The organism is Herminiimonas sp. GW821-FHT09C12, from assembly GCF_059416385.1.
The window spans coordinates 1,027,153-1,049,102 of record NZ_JBWKPC010000002.1 but is presented as its reverse complement, the minus strand read 5'-3'; the positions used below and the strand labels follow the sequence as shown (position 1 = coordinate 1,049,102).

20 protein-coding genes are annotated in these 21,950 nt (G+C 50.8%); 15 read left to right on the top strand and 5 right to left on the bottom strand.

The window, feature by feature from the left end; translation table 11 throughout:
• The first annotated feature begins 282 nt into the window (after positions 1–282).
• Positions 283–1,806, top strand: coding sequence for an ArnT family glycosyltransferase (locus tag AC07N2_RS14830; RefSeq protein WP_494778943.1), 1,524 nt, complete (start codon positions 283–285; stop codon positions 1,804–1,806).
• Between the two features lie 59 nt (positions 1,807–1,865).
• On the opposite strand, the gene AC07N2_RS14825 is transcribed toward AC07N2_RS14830, so the two are convergent.
• Positions 1,866–2,816 carry a DnaJ C-terminal domain-containing protein gene (locus AC07N2_RS14825; protein WP_494778942.1) on the bottom strand — a complete coding sequence of 317 codons (951 nt, stop codon included), beginning with the start codon at positions 2,814–2,816 and terminating at the stop codon, positions 1,866–1,868.
• A 308-nt stretch (positions 2,817–3,124) separates the two neighbouring features.
• Here AC07N2_RS14825 and AC07N2_RS14820 point away from each other — a divergent pair, with 308 nt between their 5' ends.
• From AC07N2_RS14820 to AC07N2_RS14810, 3 genes are all read left to right on the top strand, one after another.
• Positions 3,125–3,349, top strand: coding sequence for a hypothetical protein (locus AC07N2_RS14820; RefSeq protein ID WP_076591160.1), 225 nt, complete (start codon positions 3,125–3,127; stop codon positions 3,347–3,349).
• A gap of 165 nt (positions 3,350–3,514) precedes the next feature.
• Positions 3,515–4,639 carry a methyltransferase gene (locus AC07N2_RS14815; protein ID WP_494778941.1) on the top strand — a complete coding sequence of 375 codons (1,125 nt, stop codon included), beginning with the start codon at positions 3,515–3,517 and terminating at the stop codon, positions 4,637–4,639.
• A gap of 61 nt (positions 4,640–4,700) precedes the next feature.
• Positions 4,701–4,919, top strand: coding sequence for a hypothetical protein (locus tag AC07N2_RS14810; protein ID WP_041296516.1), 219 nt, complete (start codon positions 4,701–4,703; stop codon positions 4,917–4,919).
• Between the two features lie 24 nt (positions 4,920–4,943).
• On the opposite strand, the gene dbpA is transcribed toward AC07N2_RS14810, so the two are convergent.
• A complete protein-coding gene (gene dbpA / locus AC07N2_RS14805; protein WP_494778940.1) occupies positions 4,944–6,338 on the bottom strand; it encodes an ATP-dependent RNA helicase DbpA in 1,395 nt (464 codons plus the stop codon).
• A 505-nt stretch (positions 6,339–6,843) separates the two neighbouring features.
• On the opposite strand from dbpA, the gene aceA reads away from it, so the two are divergent.
• On the top strand, positions 6,844–8,172 hold the full coding sequence (gene aceA / locus AC07N2_RS14800) for an isocitrate lyase (RefSeq protein WP_494778939.1): 1,329 nt from the start codon (positions 6,844–6,846) through the stop codon (positions 8,170–8,172).
• Positions 8,173–8,268: 96 nt separating this feature from the next.
• Positions 8,269–9,867, top strand: coding sequence for a malate synthase A (gene aceB / locus AC07N2_RS14795; protein ID WP_494778938.1), 1,599 nt, complete (start codon positions 8,269–8,271; stop codon positions 9,865–9,867).
• 91 nt (positions 9,868–9,958) lie between these two features.
• On the opposite strand, the gene chrA is transcribed toward aceB, so the two are convergent.
• Positions 9,959–11,329, bottom strand: coding sequence for a chromate efflux transporter (gene chrA, locus AC07N2_RS14790; protein ID WP_494778937.1), 1,371 nt, complete (start codon positions 11,327–11,329; stop codon positions 9,959–9,961).
• Positions 11,326–12,258, bottom strand: coding sequence for a chromate resistance protein ChrB domain-containing protein (locus AC07N2_RS14785; protein WP_494778936.1), 933 nt, complete (start codon positions 12,256–12,258; stop codon positions 11,326–11,328). The genes chrA and AC07N2_RS14785 overlap by 4 nt, the downstream gene beginning before the upstream one ends.
• A gap of 157 nt (positions 12,259–12,415) precedes the next feature.
• Between AC07N2_RS14785 and AC07N2_RS14780 the strand changes: the two genes are divergently transcribed.
• The 4 genes from AC07N2_RS14780 to AC07N2_RS14765 all read left to right on the top strand — a co-directional run bounded on the left by AC07N2_RS14780 (position 12,416) and on the right by AC07N2_RS14765 (position 14,868).
• On the top strand, positions 12,416–12,832 hold the full coding sequence (locus AC07N2_RS14780; protein WP_494778935.1) for a MarR family winged helix-turn-helix transcriptional regulator: 417 nt from the start codon (positions 12,416–12,418) through the stop codon (positions 12,830–12,832).
• 47 nt (positions 12,833–12,879) lie between these two features.
• The gene (locus tag AC07N2_RS14775) at positions 12,880–13,269 is read left to right on the top strand and encodes a tautomerase family protein (RefSeq protein ID WP_494778934.1); all 390 of its coding nucleotides are present in this window, start codon (positions 12,880–12,882) and stop codon (positions 13,267–13,269) included.
• Between the two features lie 106 nt (positions 13,270–13,375).
• Positions 13,376–13,762: a VOC family protein gene (locus AC07N2_RS14770; protein ID WP_494778933.1), complete on the top strand. Its 387-nt coding sequence runs from the start codon at positions 13,376–13,378 to the stop codon at positions 13,760–13,762.
• Positions 13,763–13,962: 200 nt separating this feature from the next.
• Positions 13,963–14,868: a DMT family transporter gene (locus tag AC07N2_RS14765; RefSeq protein WP_494778932.1), complete on the top strand. Its 906-nt coding sequence runs from the start codon at positions 13,963–13,965 to the stop codon at positions 14,866–14,868.
• Between the two features lie 9 nt (positions 14,869–14,877).
• Here the strand turns inward: AC07N2_RS14765 and AC07N2_RS14760 are convergent, their stop codons facing one another.
• On the bottom strand, positions 14,878–15,744 hold the full coding sequence (locus AC07N2_RS14760) for a LysR family transcriptional regulator (protein ID WP_494778931.1): 867 nt from the start codon (positions 15,742–15,744) through the stop codon (positions 14,878–14,880).
• A gap of 121 nt (positions 15,745–15,865) precedes the next feature.
• Here AC07N2_RS14760 and AC07N2_RS14755 point away from each other — a divergent pair, with 121 nt between their 5' ends.
• The 5 genes from AC07N2_RS14755 (at position 15,866) to AC07N2_RS14735 (ending at position 21,936) form a co-directional block, all read left to right on the top strand.
• The gene (locus tag AC07N2_RS14755) at positions 15,866–17,269 is read left to right on the top strand and encodes an MFS transporter (RefSeq protein ID WP_494778930.1); all 1,404 of its coding nucleotides are present in this window, start codon (positions 15,866–15,868) and stop codon (positions 17,267–17,269) included.
• A 267-nt stretch (positions 17,270–17,536) separates the two neighbouring features.
• Positions 17,537–19,030, top strand: coding sequence for an efflux transporter outer membrane subunit (locus AC07N2_RS14750; protein WP_494778929.1), 1,494 nt, complete (start codon positions 17,537–17,539; stop codon positions 19,028–19,030).
• On the top strand, positions 19,027–19,530 hold the full coding sequence (locus tag AC07N2_RS14745) for a MarR family winged helix-turn-helix transcriptional regulator (protein WP_494778928.1): 504 nt from the start codon (positions 19,027–19,029) through the stop codon (positions 19,528–19,530). Before AC07N2_RS14750 ends, AC07N2_RS14745 begins: the two co-directional genes overlap by 4 nt.
• Positions 19,527–21,749 (top strand): FUSC family protein, encoded by a 2,223-nt coding sequence (locus AC07N2_RS14740; RefSeq protein WP_494778927.1) that lies wholly within the window; start codon positions 19,527–19,529, stop codon positions 21,747–21,749. The genes AC07N2_RS14745 and AC07N2_RS14740 overlap by 4 nt, the downstream gene beginning before the upstream one ends.
• Entirely contained in the window at positions 21,739–21,936 is a 198-nt protein-coding gene (locus AC07N2_RS14735) for a DUF1656 domain-containing protein (protein ID WP_494778926.1), read from the top strand. Before AC07N2_RS14740 ends, AC07N2_RS14735 begins: the two co-directional genes overlap by 11 nt.
• The last annotated feature ends 14 nt before the right edge of the window (positions 21,937–21,950 follow it).

Below are 21,950 nucleotides of genomic sequence, written 5' to 3'. Positions count from 1 at the left end.
GTACTTAACTTCCGAGTGGTGAGGGTGGGCTAACGAGTTCTTTAATTTATTGGCCAGTATAACGCGCGCGTCTGGATGGAGAAAGATTGTATGTCTGACATATACATACAGTATGTATTCATATTGATCATGTGCTGTGATGGCTGTCAGGTATATCGATCATTCAAGCTTGTATATCAAACTTAATCACATTTTAAGTATTTCTTAAGAACCACTTGGCATAGTCGGCACCATTGAAAACGGACGGGCATGTAAACCCCGTTCAGCTTGATAAGGTGCGACATGCAGAGATCACTATCGAATGACGGTTTACAAGCCAAAATGGCGGCTGATGGCAGGGCAATGCTTACTGCTGAAGCCGTGCTGGGACTGGACTCTAACGCTAGGTCATCGGCACGTGAATATATTCAGTCGACGACATTTTGGCTGGTAGTTGGCCTCGCGGTCTTGTTTGCATTTCGAGTCGGTTTGATGATGTATCTGCCGCTGGCGGATACGACGGAAGCGCGTTATGGAGAAATTGCCCGGCAGATGGTGACCAACGGTTTATGGCTGATGGATCACATGGATCCGGCCACGCCTTTCTTTGCCAAGCCACCATTATCGACTTGGGTCAGCGCCGTATCGATGACGCTATTCGGCATTAGTGAATTTACTGCTCGTTTGCCTGCATTGTTGGTATCTATTGCTTCGTTGGCGATAGGCGCGCAATTTGCCCAGGCCTTGGGCGTGCGGAATAAATTGCTGCCGATTGCCGTTGCTGCGGTATGTCCACTTTTCTTTATCAGTGCCGGTGCAGTCATGACGGATGCGGTGCAGATGACGGTTGTGCTGGCTGCGCAATTCGCAGCCTGGAAGACATGGGACGCGATCGCACAGGGACAATCAGCACGTCGCTGGCGCATTGCCTTCTGGGTACTGATAGGTATCGGTGCGCTCAGTAAAGGCTTGGCGACCTGGGCGTTGGTAGGCATGCCTTTGCTTGTTTATGGCGTTGTACAGCGTCGTCCTGTGCAAGCCTTGATGCAACTGTGGGATGGTGTAGGCGTTGTGTTGTGTGTGCTGATCTTCCTACCTTGGTATTTGGCGGCGGAACACTACTATCCGGGCTTTATTAATTACTTCATTGTGGGCGAACACTTTTCGCGCTTCCTGGTGCCGGGTTGGACCGGGGATAGATACGGTAATGCGCATCGCGAGGTAATCGGGATGATCTGGGCGTACTGGATGGCGGCAGTGCTGCCGTGGATAGGTGTGTTTGTCGTAGAGGGACTGCGCTATCTGCGCAAGCCGCGTGGACAAGTTGCACCGCTGGAATCGTTCTTGTGGTGTGCAACGTTGGTGCCATTGGTGTTTTTTACGTTCAGCAGAAATATCATCTGGACGTACGGCCTGACTGCAGTGATTCCATTTTCTGTATTGGTGGCACGCTGGATAGAGAGTAAATCGACAATATTCCAACGCCGAATCAGTATCGCTTTCGCATGTGTTGCATGTGTGACTGCCTGCATTGCGCCCGTGATTTATTCCAATGTTAATGGTAATTCGGATCGCGATTTGGTCGCTGTTTTTGATAAAACAGCAGATAGCAATGCGGTCTTGCTTTATGCGATCAAGCCGTCGTTCTCAACCAGTTTTTATGCGCATGAAAGATTGCACTACGATCCTCAAACTGCATTGGCTACAGATGGTGGAGTGCGTTACATCGTGGTTGCGAATGACAGTGTCGCGCATGAGCTTGCGCTGGCACCGAAGAATGAAGTGTTATTTGCCGGTACGCGTCATACCTTGCTGAGAATCGTCTAATTAAAATAAATCGATGGCAGCGCCTTGAACGAGGCTGTTGTTCATCGTTTTAAGATAATTTATCGATCAGAATTAACGCGCGGGGAAAAGTCGAAAGCAGCCTTCAGTGCGCGATATGCTTTTTGCGCAACTACGGTATGTACTGGTGGTGCGACTTTGGTGATGACGGCATACAGATCGCCTGCTGGATCACCAGGAATGCCACGTCCTTTCAGACGCAATTTACGTCCCGCAGTTGATCCTGCCGGAATGGCCAGCTGAATAGAGCCATCCGGTGTTGGGACATTGACGACAGTACCGTGCTCTGCCAAGTTCGCGGTTAAAGGAACATCGAAATAGATGTCGCGGCCATCGACCCGATAGCGGCGATGTGGACGGATAACGACTTCCAGATAGAGATCGCCAGCCTTGCCTTCGCCCGTGCCGGGGAAACCTTGTCCTGCCAAACGCAAAGTCTGGCCTGCGCGCATGCCTTTAGGAATGCTGACCTTGAGTGTGCGTTTGGAGACGATAGGCATGCCGTATTCGTCGGTTGTGTAGGTAGGCATCGATACATTGCACGCGGTGCCGTGATACGTGTCTTCCAGATCAATTTGTACCTTGGCATGCTGATCGCTGCCATGAATATGGATGCCGCGATTTTTAGGAGGCGCAGCGTTGGGGCGGCCCATCATTTCATCGAGAATATTGCTGAAATGCTCTTCCGTGCGTTTGGCCGCCGGTGGTACTTCCCTGGAATCGAAGCCGTAATCACGATTCGTCTGCGGTGGCGATGGTGCTTCGCGACGGGTGAACGGAGGGCGATATTCGTGATCGTAAGCCTGACGTTTTGAAGAATCTTTCAAGATGGCGTAAGCCTCACCGACTTCCTTGAAGCGGATTTCGGCGTACATCTCCCTGCTCACATCGGGGTGATATTTACGCGCGAGCTTGCGATACGCATTTTTAATCGCTTCTTGCGTGGCATTGCGCGGTACGCCTAGCGTCTCGTAATAATCCTTGAATTTCATTGTCAGTTTCGTTGCTCGTAATCGTGTGCTTCAATTTTGCCGAAAATTTAGCTGTTACGTATAAAGGCGGTTTTTTACAGAGTCATTCTGACATGATCGCCCGTCAGCTTAATGGATGAATAGGGCGATTATTGTTTGTCAATTTGCCATAACGGTATAAAAGCCTCCAATTCTTTCAATATAGTCACTATTTGCCATTTGTGTTGCCTAAATTGAAACGAATGAAAGTCGATTCAGCTATGTAGAGAGCCGTTTGAAGGGCATACTCTCTACTTCGTTCAATAAACAGTATTTTTAAGATGAAAAGCATGACCTACGAAGAGTATCTAGACGAAGTGACGACGCTCATGACGGAAAGATTTGATGTAACCGAAGCTGCCGCGATCAAGTATGTGATGCGTGCGCAAGCGAGTGATTTTTTTACCTTGCACGATGATGATCCTGCCATGCGTACGCAGGAGCGTGCCGAGAAGGATGCGAAAACGATTTTCGAGCAGCGTAACAAGTCCAAGCCTGAGTTATACAAGAAGTAATTTACGCTATCACCGGCTGCGGCCATCTTTTACAACCATGCAAAGGCGAGTTGACGCACAATTCCGTCTTTGAAAAATCGGAATCAGCATGCCTTTGAATGTCCTCGCCATACCGGCCGTTTTACCTATGCCCATCATGTTTTCGCAGCTAGCAGTGCAATTGTCGTGAGCGACCATCCAGTCATCACATGGAATGAAGCGGGCGAAGATCGCTCTGCGCGCTGGCAGTCGGAGAGCGGTGTTACTGCGCCCAAGCGTGTCGTCGTCGCCGATGACAAGATGACGGCTGATTCGGCATTTCGTCTGGCGAGCGAAGGGACGGCTTTACTGTGGCGCGGCGATTACCAGAATGCACGTCAGTTGTTGCAGGCTTTGGCACGTCGTATCGAACGCAAGCCACGTAAAGCGGCGACCACGCCGATCGATGCTTTCAATTTCCATAGACAGGCGCAATCACAGCGTGCACGTACGCTAGGCATGGTGCTGATCGCAGTGGACGCCGATTACACGATTCCACTGCGTCGCGCGCCCGATATCAAGCTCGCCTGTAATGAGGCTTATGGTGCAAGTGCAGGTCCGTTTGTCGTTTCTCTGCGGGAAATACTGGGTTTGATCGGTGCGCATGAATGGCGCAAGAATGGCGTGGAGATCGCGGCGTTGGGTGGTGCGCGCATTCATCCTTACTACGGCGTGTTTTCACCAGTACGTGGTGAATATCTGAACCTGATCGCCGAAGCACCTTTGCCATCCAAAAAGCTGGCTTTCGATATCGGTACTGGTACCGGCGTCATTGCAGCCTTGCTGGCACAGCGCGGCGTAGCGAAGATAGTAGCGACCGATCAGGATGCGCGTGCTTTGGCTTGCGCCAAAGAGAATCTGGCTCGATTGGATGTGAGCGATAAAGTGAAAGTGCTGGAAGCGGACTTATTCCCAGAAGGCAAGGCTCCTTTAATCGTTTGTAATCCACCGTGGATTCCTGCACGTCCAAGTTCGGCGATTGAATATGCGATCTACGATCCGGACAGCCGTATGTTGCGTGGCTTCTTGAATGGTTTGGTGGAACATCTGGAAGCCAAGGGCGAGGGTTGGCTGATCTTGTCGGATCTGGCAGAGCATCTGGGTTTGCGTACGCGTGAAGAATTGCTGCAGATGATAGAGGCGGCAGGTTTGAAGGTGATCGCGCGCATGGATACCAAGCCTACTCATCCACGCGCAGCGGATGAAACCGATCCTTTGCACAAGGCACGTTCGGCGGAAACCACATCGCTGTGGCGCCTCGCCGCACGCTGATCTTTTATAATCACGGGTTTGCTTTCATGCAGACCCGCATTCAATTTATTCAGGAATAAACATGGCTAACAAACCAGCCCGCATACTGACCTTCAAGTGCAAAAAATGCACAAAATCAGTTCAGGTGTTTTTGCAGAAAGTCTCTGCCTGTTCGCACATTCAGCCGTATCAGGGCATTTGCACCTGTGGCGAAATCACGCGTTACGCGACCGGCCAGAAAGATGCCGTGGAGTCGTTTATGAATTCGGAAGATGGCAACTGGTCACACCATCATCACTGATATACCAGTATCAATACTGCAGTCTTAGTTGCTGTCGGTATTGATAAAGCGCATCTTGAAGTTGCGTCCCTTGATATTGCCTTCGCTTAAACGCGCATAAGCCTTGTCCGCAACCTTGTGATCCAATGCGACATAGGTCATGAATTCAAAGACATTGATCTTGCCGACCTGATCCTTGGTCAAGCCAGCATCGCCAGTCAATGCGCCCAGCAAATCGCCTGGGCGTAATTTATCTCTCTTGCCGCCCATGATGCACAGCGTCACCATCGGTGCGTGCAAGTCGCCGCCTTCAGCTACTTCCAGTTCGTTCAAGTTGAACCACTGCACAGGCTTGTGCTGGTATTCCTCAATCAGCTTGACCCATTTCTTTTCATTCGGTGCGCACAAACTCAACGCCAGGCCTTTTTCCTGACCGCGGCCGGTACGGCCGATGCGGTGGATATGCACTTCGGTGTCTTTCGACACATCGACGTTAATCACGGCGCCCAAGGATTGAATATCCAATCCACGTGCCGCTACATCGGTCGCGACCAGTACTGAGCAGCTTTGATTGGCAAACAGCACCAGGATTTCATCGCGTTCGCGTTGTTCCAGTTCGCCGTATAAGGCCAGTGCGCTGAAGCCTTGTGCGCGCAATTCTGCGGCCAGTTCGCGGCAATGGATTTTTGTATTGCAGAATGCCAGTGTAGAAACTGGTCGGTAATGTTTCAGTAGCGTAGCGACTGCTGCATTGCGTTCGTCGTAACCGACTTCGTAAAAACGCTGTTCGATCTGACTATCGTCGTGTTGCGCTTCAACTTTGACCTCGACCGGATCGCGCAGGAATTCATTGCTGGCCTTGCGGATATCGTCCGGGTAAGTCGCAGAAAACAATAAAGTCTGGCGACGTGTCGGGCAAGCGCTGACGATGCCGGCGATCTCTTCATAAAAGCCCATGTCGACCATGCGATCAGCTTCGTCCAGTACCAGCGTTTGTACTTTGGACAGATTGATGGTTTCACGCGAGATGTGATCGCGGATGCGGCCGGGTGTGCCTACGACGATATGCGCGCCATGCTCCAGTGATGCGATTTGCGGACGCATAGGTGCACCGCCGCACAAGGTTAACACCTTGATGTTGTCGGTAAAGCGCGCCAGACGGCGTAACTCATTCGATACCTGATCGGCCAGCTCACGGGTAGGGCAGATCACCAATGCTTGCACTGCAAACCAGGTTGGATTCAATTTCTGCAGCAAGCCGATACCGAAAGCAGCCGTTTTGCCGCTGCCAGTCTTCGCCTGCGCAATCAAATCACGCTGTTCCAGTATCACCGGCAGGCTTTGTGCCTGTATCGGTGTCATCTCCTTGTATCCGAGCGAGTCAAGATTGCTCAGCATGGCAGGAGAGAGGGCGAGATTGGAGAAGGAACTTGTGGTCATGAGCGGCTTGCGTGATGCGGAAAAGGACTCGCAGTCTAACAGGCATGGGCAGATAGATGAAAAATCCGGCCCTGCAAAGCATAAATAATTCGCTCTTACATGTAAGTCTTGTTCATAAATTGTCAGATTGGCTTGGACATGCGCCGTCACAACCATGCTTGTTCCGTGATTTGTATTTTCGATGCGCTAACAGGCCGGTCGCTGCCACAAGCCTTGATTGCATCAAAGCAACAAAAAAAGGCTGAAAAGAACACATTTTTCACGACCAAATATATCGTTTCATAATACGGAATATTAATATCGCACTGCATCAATAAAAAATTCCAAAGGGTAGAATATCGTTTCACATACAGAAAAATATAATATAACTTATTGATAAATAAGGTAAAAAAATAATTAAAATATCTTATATAAGACATTGTTGCTGTGCGCAATATCGCCTATGATTAATCCAATGTTTTTTCCAGTTTCGGTTTTTATAAGCACTTAACTAAGGAGATTCATCATGGCAACTCGCGAACAACAAATTCAGGCACTAAACAAGGATTGGACTGACAATCCGCGCTGGACAGGTATCAAGCGTAACTACTCTGCGGAAGATGTTGTTCGTCTACGCGGCTCCGTGCAGATAGAGCACACGCTGGCTCAGCGTGGCGCCGAGAAGTTGTGGGAGATGTGTAATAACGAGCCTTTCGTGAATGCACTCGGTGCGTTGACCGGTAATCAGGCGATGCAGCAGGTCAAGGCTGGTTTGAAGGCGATCTATCTGTCGGGTTGGCAGGTTGCCGGTGATGCCAATGTGGCCGGTGAAATGTATCCGGATCAATCGTTGTATCCAGCCAATTCGGTGCCGCTGGTGGTCAAGCGTATCAACAACACCTTCCAGCGTGCTGATCAGATTCAATGGTCGGAAGGCTCGGGCGATATCGATTTCTTCGCGCCTATCGTGGCTGATGCAGAAGCCGGTTTTGGCGGCGTCTTGAATGCCTATGAACTGATGAAGTCGATGATCGAAGCTGGCGCTGCCGGCGTGCACTTCGAAGATCAACTGGCATCGGTCAAGAAATGCGGCCACATGGGCGGCAAGGTATTGGTCCCAACGCGCGAAGCAGTCGAGAAGCTGAACGCCGCACGTCTGGCAGCCGATGTATCCGGCACAACGACTTTGGTCATTGCACGCACCGATGCAGAAGCTGCTGACTTGCTGACTTCCGATGTTGATGAAAACGATCAACCTTTCCTGACTGGCGAACGCACGGTCGAGGGTTTCTATAAAACCCGTTCCGGTTTCGATCAGGCGGTATCGCGTGGTCTGGCGTATGCGCCGTATGTCGATATGTTGTGGTGCGAAACCGGCAAACCGGATCTGCAATTCGCCAAACAATTCGCCGAAGCGATCCACGCCAAATTCCCCGGCAAGATGCTGTCCTATAACTGCTCGCCATCCTTCAACTGGAGAAAGAATCTGGACGATGCAACCATCGCCAAGTTTCAGAAAGAGTTGGGCGCGATGGGCTACAAATTCCAGTTCATCACGCTGGCTGGCTTCCACTCGCTGAACTATTCGATGTTCAACCTGGCGCACGGTTACGCACGTAACCAGATGTCGGCCTTTGTCGAGCTGCAGGAAGCCGAATTCGCTGCTGCGGATAAAGGCTTCACCGCGGTCAAGCATCAGCGCGAAGTTGGTACCGGTTATTTCGATGCCATCACACAAGTTATTCAACAAGGAAAGTCGTCCACTACAGCGCTGCATGGCTCGACTGAGGATGAGCAATTCTTTGACAGCAAGGTAGCAAAAGTTTGTATTGCAGGACACAAGAACGCTGCATAAAAAGCGTCTTGTAGGAGGAGACCGCACCCGTTCAGGGTGCGGTTTAAAACAGGAGAGTAGTAATTTACATACTGATTTACTTATATGGAGACAAGCATGACAACGAGCACGATAGAGTTCCCGGCAGGCATTGAAATTGAAGGCGAATTCAAAGCAGATTACGAGCAGATATTGACGCCAGAGGCGTTGGCCTTGGTCGCCAAGTTAAGCCGCAGCTTTGAGGCGCGCCGTCAAGAATTGCTGGCGATTCGGGTTCAACGTGCCCAACGTATTGATGCCGGCGAACGCCCGGATTTTTTGCCGGAGACTGCAGCAATACGCGCTGCCGACTGGCGCATTGCGCCGATTCCGGCAGATCTGCAATGTCGTCGTGTTGAAATTACCGGTCCAGTCGATCGCAAGATGGTGATCAATGCGCTCAATTCAGGTGCCGATATTTACATGGCTGACTTTGAGGATGCGAATACGCCTAACTGGGATAACCAGATCAGCGGCCAGATCAATTTGATTGATGCAATACGCAAAACCATTTCCTTCGAGACGACGGCCAAGAGCTACAAACTGAACGACAAGCTCGCTACGCTGTTGGTACGCCCACGCGGCTGGCATCTGGATGAGAAGCACATGCTGGTGGATGGCAAGCGCGTGTCGGGCGGTATCTTCGACTTTGCGTTATTCATGTTCCATAACGCGCATGAATTGCTGAAGCGCGGTTCAGGCCCGTATTTCTATTTGCCGAAGCTGGAGTCGCATCTGGAAGCACGCTTGTGGAACGATATCTTCGTCATGACGCAACGCGAACTTGGGCTACCGCAAGGCACGATCAAGGCAACAGTTTTGATCGAAACCATACTCGCTGCATTCGAGATGGATGAAATCCTGTACGAACTGAAAGACCATAGCGCAGGCTTGAATGCAGGACGCTGGGATTACATTTTCTCTTGCATCAAGAAGTTCAAGCTGGACAAGGATTTCTGTCTGGCTGATCGCGCCAAGGTAACGATGACGGTGCCTTTCATGCGCTCCTATGCCTTGTTGTTGCTGAAAACTTGTCATCATCGCGGTGCGCATGCGATGGGTGGCATGGCAGCCTTGATTCCTATCAAGAACGATCCAGTCAAGAATGAGTTGGCGATGAATGCAGTACGTATCGACAAAGAGCGCGATGCGATCGACGGTTACGACGGCGGTTGGGTCGCGCATCCAGGATTGGTTGATCTGGCGATGACAGAGTTCAAGAAGGTGCTGGGCGACAAGCCTAACCAGATAGGCAAGCTGCGCGACGATGTACAAGCGACGGCTGCTGATCTGCTGAACTTCCAGCCAGAGACGCCGATCACGGAAGCCGGTTTGCGCTACAACATCAATGTCGGCATTCATTATCTGGGTAGCTGGCTGGACGGCAATGGTTGTGTGCCCATCCACAACTTGATGGAAGACGCAGCTACCGCCGAGATCAGCCGCTCGCAAGTGTGGCAATGGATACGCTCGAGCAAAGGCGTATTGGACGATGGTCGCAAGATTACGGCGGCGATGGTGCGTCCCATGATTCAGGAAGAATTGCTGAAAGTGAAGCAAGACGCTCCCAACGGCAGCAGCCCTAGCTATATACGTGCGGCGAAAATTTTTGAGGAAATGTCGACGGCAGCAACGTTTGCGGAATTTTTGACCTTGCCGTTATACGAAGAAATTTGATGTTGAAAGAGAAGTGCCATACGGCGCTTCTCTATTTTCTCTGATCAAGAATGAAGCGGATGCAATATTGTTTATTGCATCCGCTTTTTTTTTAGAGAATTACGGTTTTTAAAATCAAACCGATGACAGCGCTAGCCGCAATGACGTGCATGACATTACGTTTGTAGCGCACCAATGCAACAGCCGCAACGATGGCCATCAACGCTGCAATCCAGTCGAATGCACCAGAGAACCCTGTTGGCCATAAGACGTGATAAGCGAAGAACACCGCAAGATTCAAAATGACGCCAACTACAGCGGCAGTAATTCCACTTAATGGCGCAGTGAACTTCAGATTGCCATGTGTAGATTCAACCAAAGGGCCACCAGCCAGAATGAAGATGAATGATGGCAAGAAGGTGAACCATGTCACGAGTACAGCTGCGGTAGCACCAGCAAGAAACTGTAAATCAGGACCGAATACCGCTTGTACATAAGCACCGACAAAGCCTACAAAAGCGACCACCATAATGAGCGGGCCTGGATTGGCTTCGCCCAAGGCCAAACCATCGATCATTTGTGTAGGTGTAAGCCAGTTGTAGTGCCCGATCGCACCTTGATAGATATAAGGCAAGACCGCATACGCACCACCAAAAGTAAGCAAAGCAGCCTTGGTAAAGAACCATCCCATTTGCGTCAGGGTGTGGTCCCAACCAAATCGCATCGTCAAGACCGCCATAGGTACGCACCACAACACAGCACCTACAACCAGAATTTTCGTCAATCCAGACCCGCGAAACTGAGCATGCTCTGGTGTCGGCGTATCGTCATCAATCAATGCCGGACCGTACGATTTATCGGCTTGCCCATGACTTCCTCCGACAGTAAATTTATGCGGGATATAACGACCACCGAGATAACCGATTACTCCTGCCGTTGCGACGATGATAGGGAAGGGCACATTCATCGCAAAGATTGCGACAAAGGATGCAGCGGCAATTGCCCACATCAAATTGTTCTTCAATGCACGCGAACCTATGCGATGAACCGCATGCACGACCACGGCTGTAATTGCAGGCTTGATACCGTAAAACAAACCGGCGATCAGCGGCACATGGCCGTAGGCGATATAGAGCCAGGACAATGCAATCAGGAAAAATAAGGACGGCAGTACGAACAGCACGCCGGCGGCAATCCCGCCTTTGGTTCGGTGCATCAACCAGCCCATATAAGTCGCGAGTTGTTGCGCCTCAGGGCCAGGCAATAGCATGCAATAGTTCAGCGCATGCAAAAATCGCCGCTCGCTAATCCAGCGTCTTTGTTCAACGAGTTCTCTGTGCATCAGCGAAATTTGGGCAGCAGGACCGCCGAAGCCGATAAAGCCTAGCTTGAACCACAACTTAAGCGCCTGCCAGAAAGGGACTGGATCCGGTCGAGCTTGTTCATCAGCATTGGAAGTTGTAGTGGAAGTGGCGTTGCTCATACTGAAATGTCCTGCTCAAAGGTAGTTAGCAGGCCATCGAAGATGCCTGAAGCGATAGCTAAAAGTTGATCGTCATCGGTAACGGTTGCACGTATGCCAGCCAGCGCGCGCTCAATACCGCTGGCTTCCGGCGGCTGTATGCCACCAGCATCAATAAAGTGAACGATGCCGCCCAAGCGTGCGAGTGCAGGAGAATCAAGACCAAAGCTGGCCAGCAAGGTTTCAAACGTCACCTTGGCGCCGACATGAGAAAACGTCGCACCATCAAAGTCGAATCCCAATGCATTAGCCGGGCAATCTACCGGGGATGCCAGCCAGAGAATGTTCGCTTTCTGATCGATAAAGCGCCGAATCAGCCATGCACTGGCCAGCCGGTCCATCCAGGGACGAGCACGCGTTGCCCACGTACGGCCACGATAATCGGCAAGCGATAAGCGCTGGATTTCTCCCGTGATGGAATGTGGCTCATCCGGCGATATGGTGCGGATTGCGGCTGTTTCCAATTCTAGTAATGAGGCCGCGGTTTGTTTTTGTGATTCGCTGGAAAAGAAATCGATGGCCGCTAACTGATCGAAGGTTTTACGTAGTTTGCGTACTTGTTTGAGATTTTCCGTGGCCGTATCGTCACTAAGCTTGGCGCGGCATTGCGCAATGTCATCGGACAATGCGGTGAACTCTGTCGAGCGATCGAACAAGGTAAGAAATGCATCGTTAGCTGTACTCGTGTGGAGTAAGTGTGTCGTGCCGCCATTCTTGTCGATATCGTCGGCAATCTCGGATAGGGTTGCTTTACAGCCACTTTGCTCTGGCAATAGATAAACACCATCGCGCAAGACAGCCGCGCCGGAGGCTTTAAGTGCCCGCCATGCCCTCATACGCGCTGTGGCGTTTTCTGTGGGCAAGGTCAGTATGAGTAGGATCCATTTCATAATTTGTAGCTTAATCTACTTTTATGTAATTAACTCTACTATATTAATTTAAATTGTCTGGTATAGGTGCAAGATTGTTTAGAGGAATTGCCGAGACGTACTTCTGCTTATGTAGATTTTAGTTGCATAGCGAATTAGTTTGACCTATGCTTCACCCATGTTTGATCATTGCCTTTACTTCAACACGACTGCTTTGGCGCGCGTTCTCGAGCGTGAATGGACCAAGGCATTCAAACCGTTCGGGATGACGCCATCGCAGGCGTTCATGCTTCGCGCGGTGTTGGCTAATCCTGGCATGTTGCAGAGTGAGTTAGCTGCGACATTGGCTATCTCTCGTTCTACAGCGACACGCACCTTGGATGGTTTGCAGCAGATGCAATTGCTGGTGCGCACGGCGACTGAGCGTGATGGTCGAGAATCAGCGATAGCGCCAACCGAATTGGCTATCGCAATGAAGGAGCAGCTAGATGCTGCTAGCGGAGAAGTAACGAAACGTCTGAAGAAGGAGTTGGGTGCTACGCAGTTTGATGAAACCGTCACTAAAGTAAAAAAAGTTCGCTCAGTCATTGCCTGAGTTTTTTTAATAAAGTAGTTGTATAGCAAACTAAAAAGGAGTTTCAAATGCCTATCCTGAACGTGAAAGTAAGCGCAGAAAAATCACCTGAACTGACGAAGCAGATTGCCGAGCTTCTACTGGACTTAACGACGCGCATACTGAAAAAGAAACGCGAAGTCACTGCCATTGCCATCGACTACGTTGCGCACGATAGTTGGGTCGTTGGTGGTCATCTCTTGAGCGAGCAAAAGAAGAATAGCTTCTACTTCGATATCAAGATTACTGACGAAACCAATACCAAGGATGAGAAGGCGCTTTACATCAAGGAAGCCTTTGCCGGATTTGAACGCATCTTGGGTAATCTGCATGAGGAAAGTTATATCTACGTGCAGGATGTCAGAGCCGCTTCGTATGGTTATGGTGGTTATACGCAAGAGTATCGCTATCATCATTGATTGAATTCAGTGATGCAGGAACGCGATCTCAGGCAAGATGTTCAATTTTTCCATCATGCTGTTTTGGCACATAATGGAGATCCATCAACCATAGTTCGACATCGCTATGAAACTGGATCACCTTGATCATCTTGTCCTGACGGTAAAAGACATCGAACTGACCTCTGCCTTTTATCAGCGTGTGCTGGGCATGGAAGTTGTGATTTTCGGAGCAGGGCGGAAAGCACTTTCGTTCGGCTTCCAGAAAATCAATTTGCATGAACATGGCAAAGAGTTCGAACCGAAAGCCGAGCATCCGATTCCTGGTTCGGCTGATCTTTGCTTCATCACTTCCGTGCCCTTGGATGAAGTGCTGGAGCATTTCAATGCCTGCGGCGTCACGGTGCTGGAAGGGCCGATTCGACGCACCGGCGCAACTGGCCCGATCTTGTCTCTATATCTGCGCGATCCGGATTTCAATTTGATTGAAGTATCAAACCGCATCGAAAACTGACTAGGTATTTCAATCGAACGATCGCTAGATGGTGTAGAAAAAATCATTAGCGCGTCGTTCATTTGTTTGACTGCGCGTATGACGTTTGTGCGCATAGTCAGACGAATGTCAGACATATCAAGTATCCTCTCGGATCGCCTTACCCATTTTTCACGATTGCATGCTTCCGGTTTGCAATCGCTTAATTCATTTGTTTGCTCATGACTCAGAAAATAACGCCATCAACTGCATTGCTGCTTACGATCGCTCCCTTGATGTGGGCGGGGAATGCAATTGTTGGTCGCTCAGTCAATGGTTTGGTGCCGCCGGTTACGCTGAATTTTTTCCGCTGGTCTATCGCGATGCTGATTCTGCTGCCGTTGGCGAGCTGGATATTTCGTCGTGACAGTGGATTCTGGCAGCATTGGAAGCGCTTTTCCTTATTGGGCTTGTTGGGCGTTGGTCTCTACAACACTTTGCAATATCTGGCGCTGCAAACTTCTTCGCCGATTAATGTGACCTTGGTTGCTGCCAGCATGCCGGTCTGGATGCTGCTGATCGGTACACTGTTCTTTGGTGTCAAGGTGTCGCACAAGCAAACACTGGGTGCGGTGATGTCTATCGTTGGTGTGTTGATAGTCTTGAGTCGCGGTGAGTTACGTCAATTGCTGGCTCTGCGTTTGGTGGCTGGCGATATCTTCATGATTATCGCGGCGATTGTCTGGTCTTTTTATAGCTGGTTACTGACTTTGCCGAAAGATCCGCAAGAAATTCGCAGTAACTGGGCGGCTTTTCTGTTGGCACAAGTTGCGTTCGGTGTCGCCTGGTCAGGCTTGTTTGTCGCTGGTGAATGGGCAGTAAGTGATCTGCAGATCACTTGGGGCTGGCCTTTGCTTGCAGCATTGATGTTCGTGGCGATCGGCCCCGCGATTATTGCGCTGCGTTGCTGGGGTGTGGGCGTGCAGCGGGTAGGACCGACGATAGCGGGATTCTTCAGTAATTTGACACCGCTTTTTGCGGCGGTGATGTCTTCAGCGTTTTTGGGTGAAATGCCGCATTTTTATCACGGCATTGCATTCATATTGATTGTGGGCGGGATTGTCGTCTCGTCTCGCCACTCCAAATAAGACGTTTCTTCAGGATTCTTCGTAGGTTTCTACTATGGCATCGGCTACCGCACGTACGCGTGCGGTGCGGTTCAAGTCGCTATGCAGCACCAACCAAAGATCGTAAGGCTCGAAGCGTTCCGGCCATAAGCGCACGAGCTGTGCACCTGCATCGCCGATATGCGTAGGCAATTCTCCAATTCCCAAACCGGCACTGACGGCTTCGAACAGCATCATGCCGGAGCTGATCTCCATCGTGACGCGTGCATTGGCGATAGATTCGCCACATAGTGCTTCGCTTTGGCTGGGGTAAATCGCTCGTTGATAGATGACGACATCATGTCCAGCGAGCGCGGTGCCTGGCTGCGGCATTCCGTGTTTTTTCAGATAAGCCTTGGATGCGTACAAGCCAACGGCCAAGCGTTTCAAATGACGAGAAATCAGATCCGGGCTGGTTGGTCGTACGGTACGCACGGCAAGATCAGCTTCGCGTCGTGTGATGTTGGAAACCTGATTGGACGTAGTCAGGACGACGCGGATGTCAGGATGCTTTACATGAAGCTTCTGCATGGCGGGCATTAAAACATGCTTGGCCATCGTATCTGTTGCTGCCACGCGCACGACGCCGCACAGGCGCTCATCTGTACCTTGCATTTGCCGCTGCAGCTGATCTGCGGCTTGTTCCATTTTTTCTATCGCGGTGACTGCTAGCTCGCCAGCTGGCGTGGCGACATAACCGGCCGGTGTACGCAAGAAAAGGCGCGTGCCCAACGATTTTTCCATGGCTGTCAGACGGCGCCCGACGGTGGCTTGATCGATCTGCAATTGTTCGGCCGCTCCGCGCAGTGTACCTACGCGTTGAATGGCAAGAAAAATTCTGGCGTTATCCCAATCCATGATCATTTCCTGTTTGTTTGATGATGCAAATTTGCATCATAGTAATGAGATTATGCTTATTTATTGCATCGCACAAGAGGTCTAAAATGCTGCTCTGATCACGCAGTACAGAAAGCACATCATGACGATGCAAGCCCCAAAACTAAGCCCTTCCACGCTGGCTGCGCCATCGCACGCTGGTTATTTGCCGCTGGTCGCGCTGGCGATCGGATTTGTGATGGCGATGCTGGATGTCACGGTGGTCAACGTTGGTTTGTCTTCGATAGAAGAGAGCTTGTCAGCTCCACTGTCCATGCTGGTCTGGATCGTCGATGGTTATACGCTGACCTTTGCTGCGATGTTGATGGTGGGCGGTGCCTTGGCAGATCGTTATGGCGCCAAGAAAATCTATATGTTTGGCTTGACGATTTTTGTCGTGGCTTCGTTGCTGTGCGGTATTGCGCCCAATGGCGTCACGCTGGTAGCTGCGCGTTTGTTGCAGGGCGTGGGTGCCGCGTTCTTTATGCCTAGTTCTTTAAGCTTGATGACGCATGTGTATGAGGATGACCATACACGCGCCAAGATGCTGGGCATCTGGTCGGCAGCGGTCGGCGCAGCAGGCGCGATCGGTCCTTTGGTTGGCGGTGTGTTGATCCACTGGTTTGGCTGGCGCAGTATTTTTCTGATCAATGTGCCGGTGGGCTTGCTGGGTTTGATGTTGGCGAACAGAGTGATTCCCAACGTTGCGCGTCATTGGCGTCCTTTGACTATCCTTAGTCATTTAACCGGTGTTGTGATGCTGGCGGCATTGAGCTTTGTGCTGATTGAAGGTCCGGTTTTTGGCTGGGGCTCATCTCCGATTATGGCTGGGATCGTTATCACCTTGATAGCTGCTTTCTTCCTGGTGCGACATGAGCGTCGCGGAGCCGCACCCTTGATTCCACGCGAATTGTTTGCGAATTCGCATTTTGCCGCGGCCAACGGGATAGGCTTTCTGATTAATTTTGGCGTGTATGGACTACTGTTTTTCCTGAGTCTGTTCTTGCAGCAGGCACGAGGTGCGGATGCTTTGCAAACAGGTTTGCAGTTGCTACCGACGATGGCGGTTATTTTTATCGGTAACTTTATGTCAGGTCGTATCACGGCGCAGTGGGGACCACGTTTGCCGATGTTGCTTGGTCTGGGCTTGGCGGCTGTGCTGGCAGGATTGTTGACTGGTTTGACGCCGCAAACGTCGTACTGGTTGTTTGCGTTAGCGGTGGGTACTTGCAACTTCGGTGTGAGTATTGCGATTCCTGCGATGACGACGGCCGTGTTGCAAATGGCAGGGCGTCTACATGCGAATAGTGCTGCCGCGGCGTTGAATGCAAATCGTCAGATCGGTGCTTTGGTCGGCGTGGCGATCATGGGGACGATATTGCATATGGCGCCGGATTGGCACTGGCGCGTGATATTTGCCCTTTCTGCGGTTGGTGTGGCGTATAGCGGTGCCTGGTTACTGGTGCTGCGTTTTATACGTTTGAATGCGCCGGTAAGGAAGCATTGATCATATTGGTAGCTGGATTCCTCTTGTGAATCTGTAGGTATTTCATACGCTTGATGAATAGATAACTCTATTAATCAAGCGTATCGGCATGGCCGCTCTGGCCGAATTATTTCCCGACAACTTCTTGATGCTTTATCTATATTGACAAGGTAGGTCATATTTTTCGAAATACGCTTGTTTGCGATATTTCGTAAAAATATACTTCATTAGTAAAATATATTGGAGTAAAATAAAACATCCATCACTATCTTGATTGGCTTTTGCATCATGATGAAAAAAATTACTTATCTGAGTCTGGTCTGCTTGACGGCGTTGCTTGGCGCTTGCGCCGACATGGGCAATATCAAGCCGCAGGCAAAACAGATGGATGCGAATAGTCTGGATGGTGGTTCCAATATTACTCTTTCAGCAAAAAATGCCGCTGCGCAATGGCCACAAGTTCAGTGGTGGCATGCTTACGGCGATACACAACTAAATAGCTTGATAGCTGCTGCCCTGAGCGACAATCCAAACATGCATATTGCAGAAGCGCGGGTACGTCAAGCGCAGGCCTATGCCGGCTTGGCGAAGTCGGCGACCTTGCCGAATGTGGAAGCATCAACTTCCATGACGCGCCAGTTATTTTCCGCACACGATTTCATTCCACCTCCAGAAGCGGGTAACTACGCTTGGTACAACCGTGCTGCCGTAGAGATGACTTACGATCTGGATTTGTGGGGCAAGCAGCGTCAGGCACTGGCTGCAGCAGTAGATGAAGTCAAAGTTGCTGCTGCCGAATCACAGATCGCACAACTTGCGCTGGAAAACAATATCGTACGCAGCTATGTGCAACTGTCATTGCAGTTTGCCTTGAAAGATATCGCCGAAGATACGTTGGCACATCGCGAGAAAGCCTTGCATGTAATGCGTCAGCGATTGGCTGCCGGACTGGCAACTGAAATGGATGTCACGCAACTGGAAGCTGCCGTGCCACCGCTGCACATACAAATTGAGCAATACGAAGAGTCCATTACGCTGTTACGCAATCAACTCGCGGCCTTCAGTGGTAAAGGTCCAGCCGCTGGTGAAAAAATTACGCGTCCGACCTTGTCTCTTGATAATAGTGCCTGGCTGCAATTGCCGTCTGCCTTGCCTGCCGATCTGGTCGGCCGTCGTCCGGACGTGGCTGCACGACGCTGGGAAGTGGAAGCTGCTGCCAAAGAGATAGACGTGGCCAAAGCTGCGTTCTATCCAAATATCAATTTGATGGCATTCGCCGGTTTTCAGGGCATAGGCTTTAGCAACTTCCTCACTGGTTCGTCGGCGATACGCGGAATTGGCCCGGCTATTTCATTGCCGATTTTCGATGGCGGTCGTTTGCGCAGCAACCTTGGCGCGCATACAGCAGCGTATGACATTGCGGTAGAAACCTATAACGGCACGCTCATTCATGCGCTGGAAAGCGTAGCCAATAGCTTGGTCGAAGCACAATCATTGCAGCAGCAAAAAAATCTCAATGACGGTGCACTGGCAACGGCAACCAAGGCGCGCGTCCTGGCTAGCAAGGGATTTGCAGCTGGCATGACGGACTTCCTGGTTCTGCTTAATAGCGAAGTGACTTTGCTGGCGCAACAACAACAGCGTGTGCAAATCAATGCACGCATGCTGGAGAGTCATGCTGCCTTGATGCTGGCATTGGGTGGCGGTTATGTACCTGAACAAGTCGATGGCAAAGCCAGCGATGTGAAACAGAATGCGATCAGCAGCAAGGACAAGCCATGAGTAACTTTGACAGTACGGTACGCCGTATCGCTCGTTGCGGTGAACGCATGCCGGAACATCCGCAGCAGTTGGTGACGTTGAGCCGATTGGCGTATCACATCCAAAAACGTACACAGGATCAACTCAATGCCGTGATGAAAAAACACGGCCTGACCAACGTCGGCTACACCGCATTAATGGTGCTTTATGGTTCGGATGATGAGACACAACGCGCATCCGATCTGGGCGATGCTTGTTCGGAAAAACCAGCCAATCTGACGCGCATCTGTAACGACCTGGAAAAACAGGGCTTGATCAAGCGTCGCTTCAGTCTGGAGGATAGACGCAGCGTCGATATATCGCTGACCACTGCCGGCAGAAAGCGCGTCGAACATGTATCGCCGGATTACTGGGCGATTCTGAACAAAACGTATGAAGGCATCAACGACAAGAGCCTGGCCTTGCAAGAGATCATGCTCAGACAGCAACTCGCTAATCTGGAAGAAGTGCAAGAAGTATGAACATCGCGGCCGAATCCGAATCGACACCTGCGACGCCAGCACCGCCTGCCGCGTGGTATCGCCGTGCACGCGTGGTTGCGCAGGATTGGATAGATACGGAAGGGCAGCGCTGGATATTTGTTCTTAAAACCTTGTTGGCAGCTTTCCTCGCGTTGTGGATCGCTTTTCGTCTGGGATTTGATTCACCACGCAGCGCCATGATGACGGTTTTCATTGTCGCTTTGCCTAGCAGTGGTATGGCGCTGGAAAAAAGTATCTACCGCTTGTTCGGCACCCTAGTCGGTTGTGCTGCCGCACTAACGCTCATAGCCTTGTTTCCGCAACAGAGTGTGCCCTTGTTTATCGCACTCGCAGCATGGGTGGGTTTGTGTACCGCCGGTTCTGCCTTGATGCGCAATGCGCGTTCCTACGGCTTTGTGTTGGCAGGTTATACGGCTTGCATGATTGCAGTGCCGGCGATTGATGCACCTTTGACCGTATTCAATCTGGCCGTCTCGCGTGTGACGGAAATCTCATTAGGCATCTTGTGTGCGGCCTTGGTGAATGACGCCTTGTTCCCTAAACATCAGAGCGAGCAATTGGTACAAGCCGTGCGCAAGTTGTATCGCAATTTTGCGCAGCTTTGTATCGATGCAATGCAAGGGCGTTTAAGTCCAGAGCAAATGGAACGCTTGCATCTGCAGTTCGCAACGGAAGTCGCAGCGCTGGAGTCAGGTCGTGCGGCTGCTTTCTTTGAGGCTGGTGATGTGCGTGTGCGCAATCAGCAATTGCACGCATTCAATGCAGCGGCGATGGTTAGCCTGACGACATTTCATACGCTACATCAGCTGATGCAACGTTTGCGTGATCGGGGAGATATGCTGGTCCCTGATTTGATGATGCCGCTTTACACCGCTTTTTCTGAAGCTTTGTTGGTAAGCAATATTCCGGCGCGAACCGGTGTTGAGGCAGGTATTACACATGACAAACTGATTGAGCTGCGCCAGGCCTTGCCGCAAATGATTACCGATGCGCGTCGCAACTTTTTGCAACATCCGCACAACGACAAGCAACGCTTGAATCTTGATACAGGCTTGGAATTGCTGCAGCGCTTTAGCGATGATCTGTATAGGCTGGTTGCGATTTATCACGATTTGCCTAAGCGTTTGTCCGATATGCCGGTGAAGAGTCAGGAAAAGATCCTCGCATACAGCGCCAAAACGCCGCCCGTGATTGCAATGGCTGCTGGTTTGCGTAGTGCTGCTGCATTGTTGTTGCTGTCATTAGCCTGGTACGGTCTGAATTGGCCTAGCGCAGGTGGTGCGGTCATCATCATGGTTGTTTTTTGCGGCTTGGCTGCATCTTCGCCCGATCCTAGCAGTCTGATTCGTCAAACGACATTGGGCTTTGCGATTGCGACACCGTTTGCATTCTTCTGTGCCTTCTTCATGCTCAATCACGTAGAAGGCTATGGCATGCTGGTATTGGCAATGCTGCCGTTCTTGATCGTGGCGACATATCTTAGTACCTGGCGCAAGGTGGCTGGTATCGGTATTGGTTTCAATCTGATGTTTGCGCAGATGATCGCGCCGGAGAACATGATGCGCTTCAATGTCTCCAACTTTATCAATGACAGCATGGCGCAAATCATAGGTCTGGTTCTTGCCGCGTTGATGTTTGCGTTGATCCTGCCTGAACACAAGCAAGGCTCGCGTCGTCATATCGCAGAATCTTTGTGGGGCGAAGCTTTGCGTCTTTGTCTCAGCGATGCGGTACACCTGCGTCATCACTTCGAAAGCCGCGTGCGCGATTTGCTCAATCAATTGAGTATGGGTGTGCGTGGTACGCCGGATGCGGCGACACGTCGTATCTTGAATCAGGCGATAGTGTTGCTGGAGCTGGGGCACGCGATTCTTGATTTGCGTGAATTGAGTGCGCGTTTGCGCGCCGACCATCTTGCGCGTATTGCAAAAGAAAAATGCATCGCCAGCCTGGCTGATTATTTCCGACGTCCTGAAATGGAACAGCATGCGCAAGCGCTCATAGCAACGCAAGATGCTGGGAAAATGCTGCGCACCTTGCTGTTGGATAAAGAAAATCTGAAGACTGGCGAGGCCGCACAATTGCAGCGTGCCTTGACCGACTTGCACATGATCAATGCATCGCTGCTCGATTCATCATTGAGCGATTTTTCCATCGAATCAACATCGCCGAACGGAGCAAGCACTCATGCCGCGTGAAATTTCCATCTTTGGCATATTGGCGCCATCGTTGCTATTGGTTTTTTTGTTGAGTGTGCTGATACATATAGGCGTTGACTGGCTGTGCGGCCATTTCGGCATTTATAAATATGTCTGGCATCGCTCACTGTTCCGGCTGTGTCTGCTGGTTTGTATATTCGGTGCGCTGGCACTACTACTTTACTAAAAAGAGGGATCACT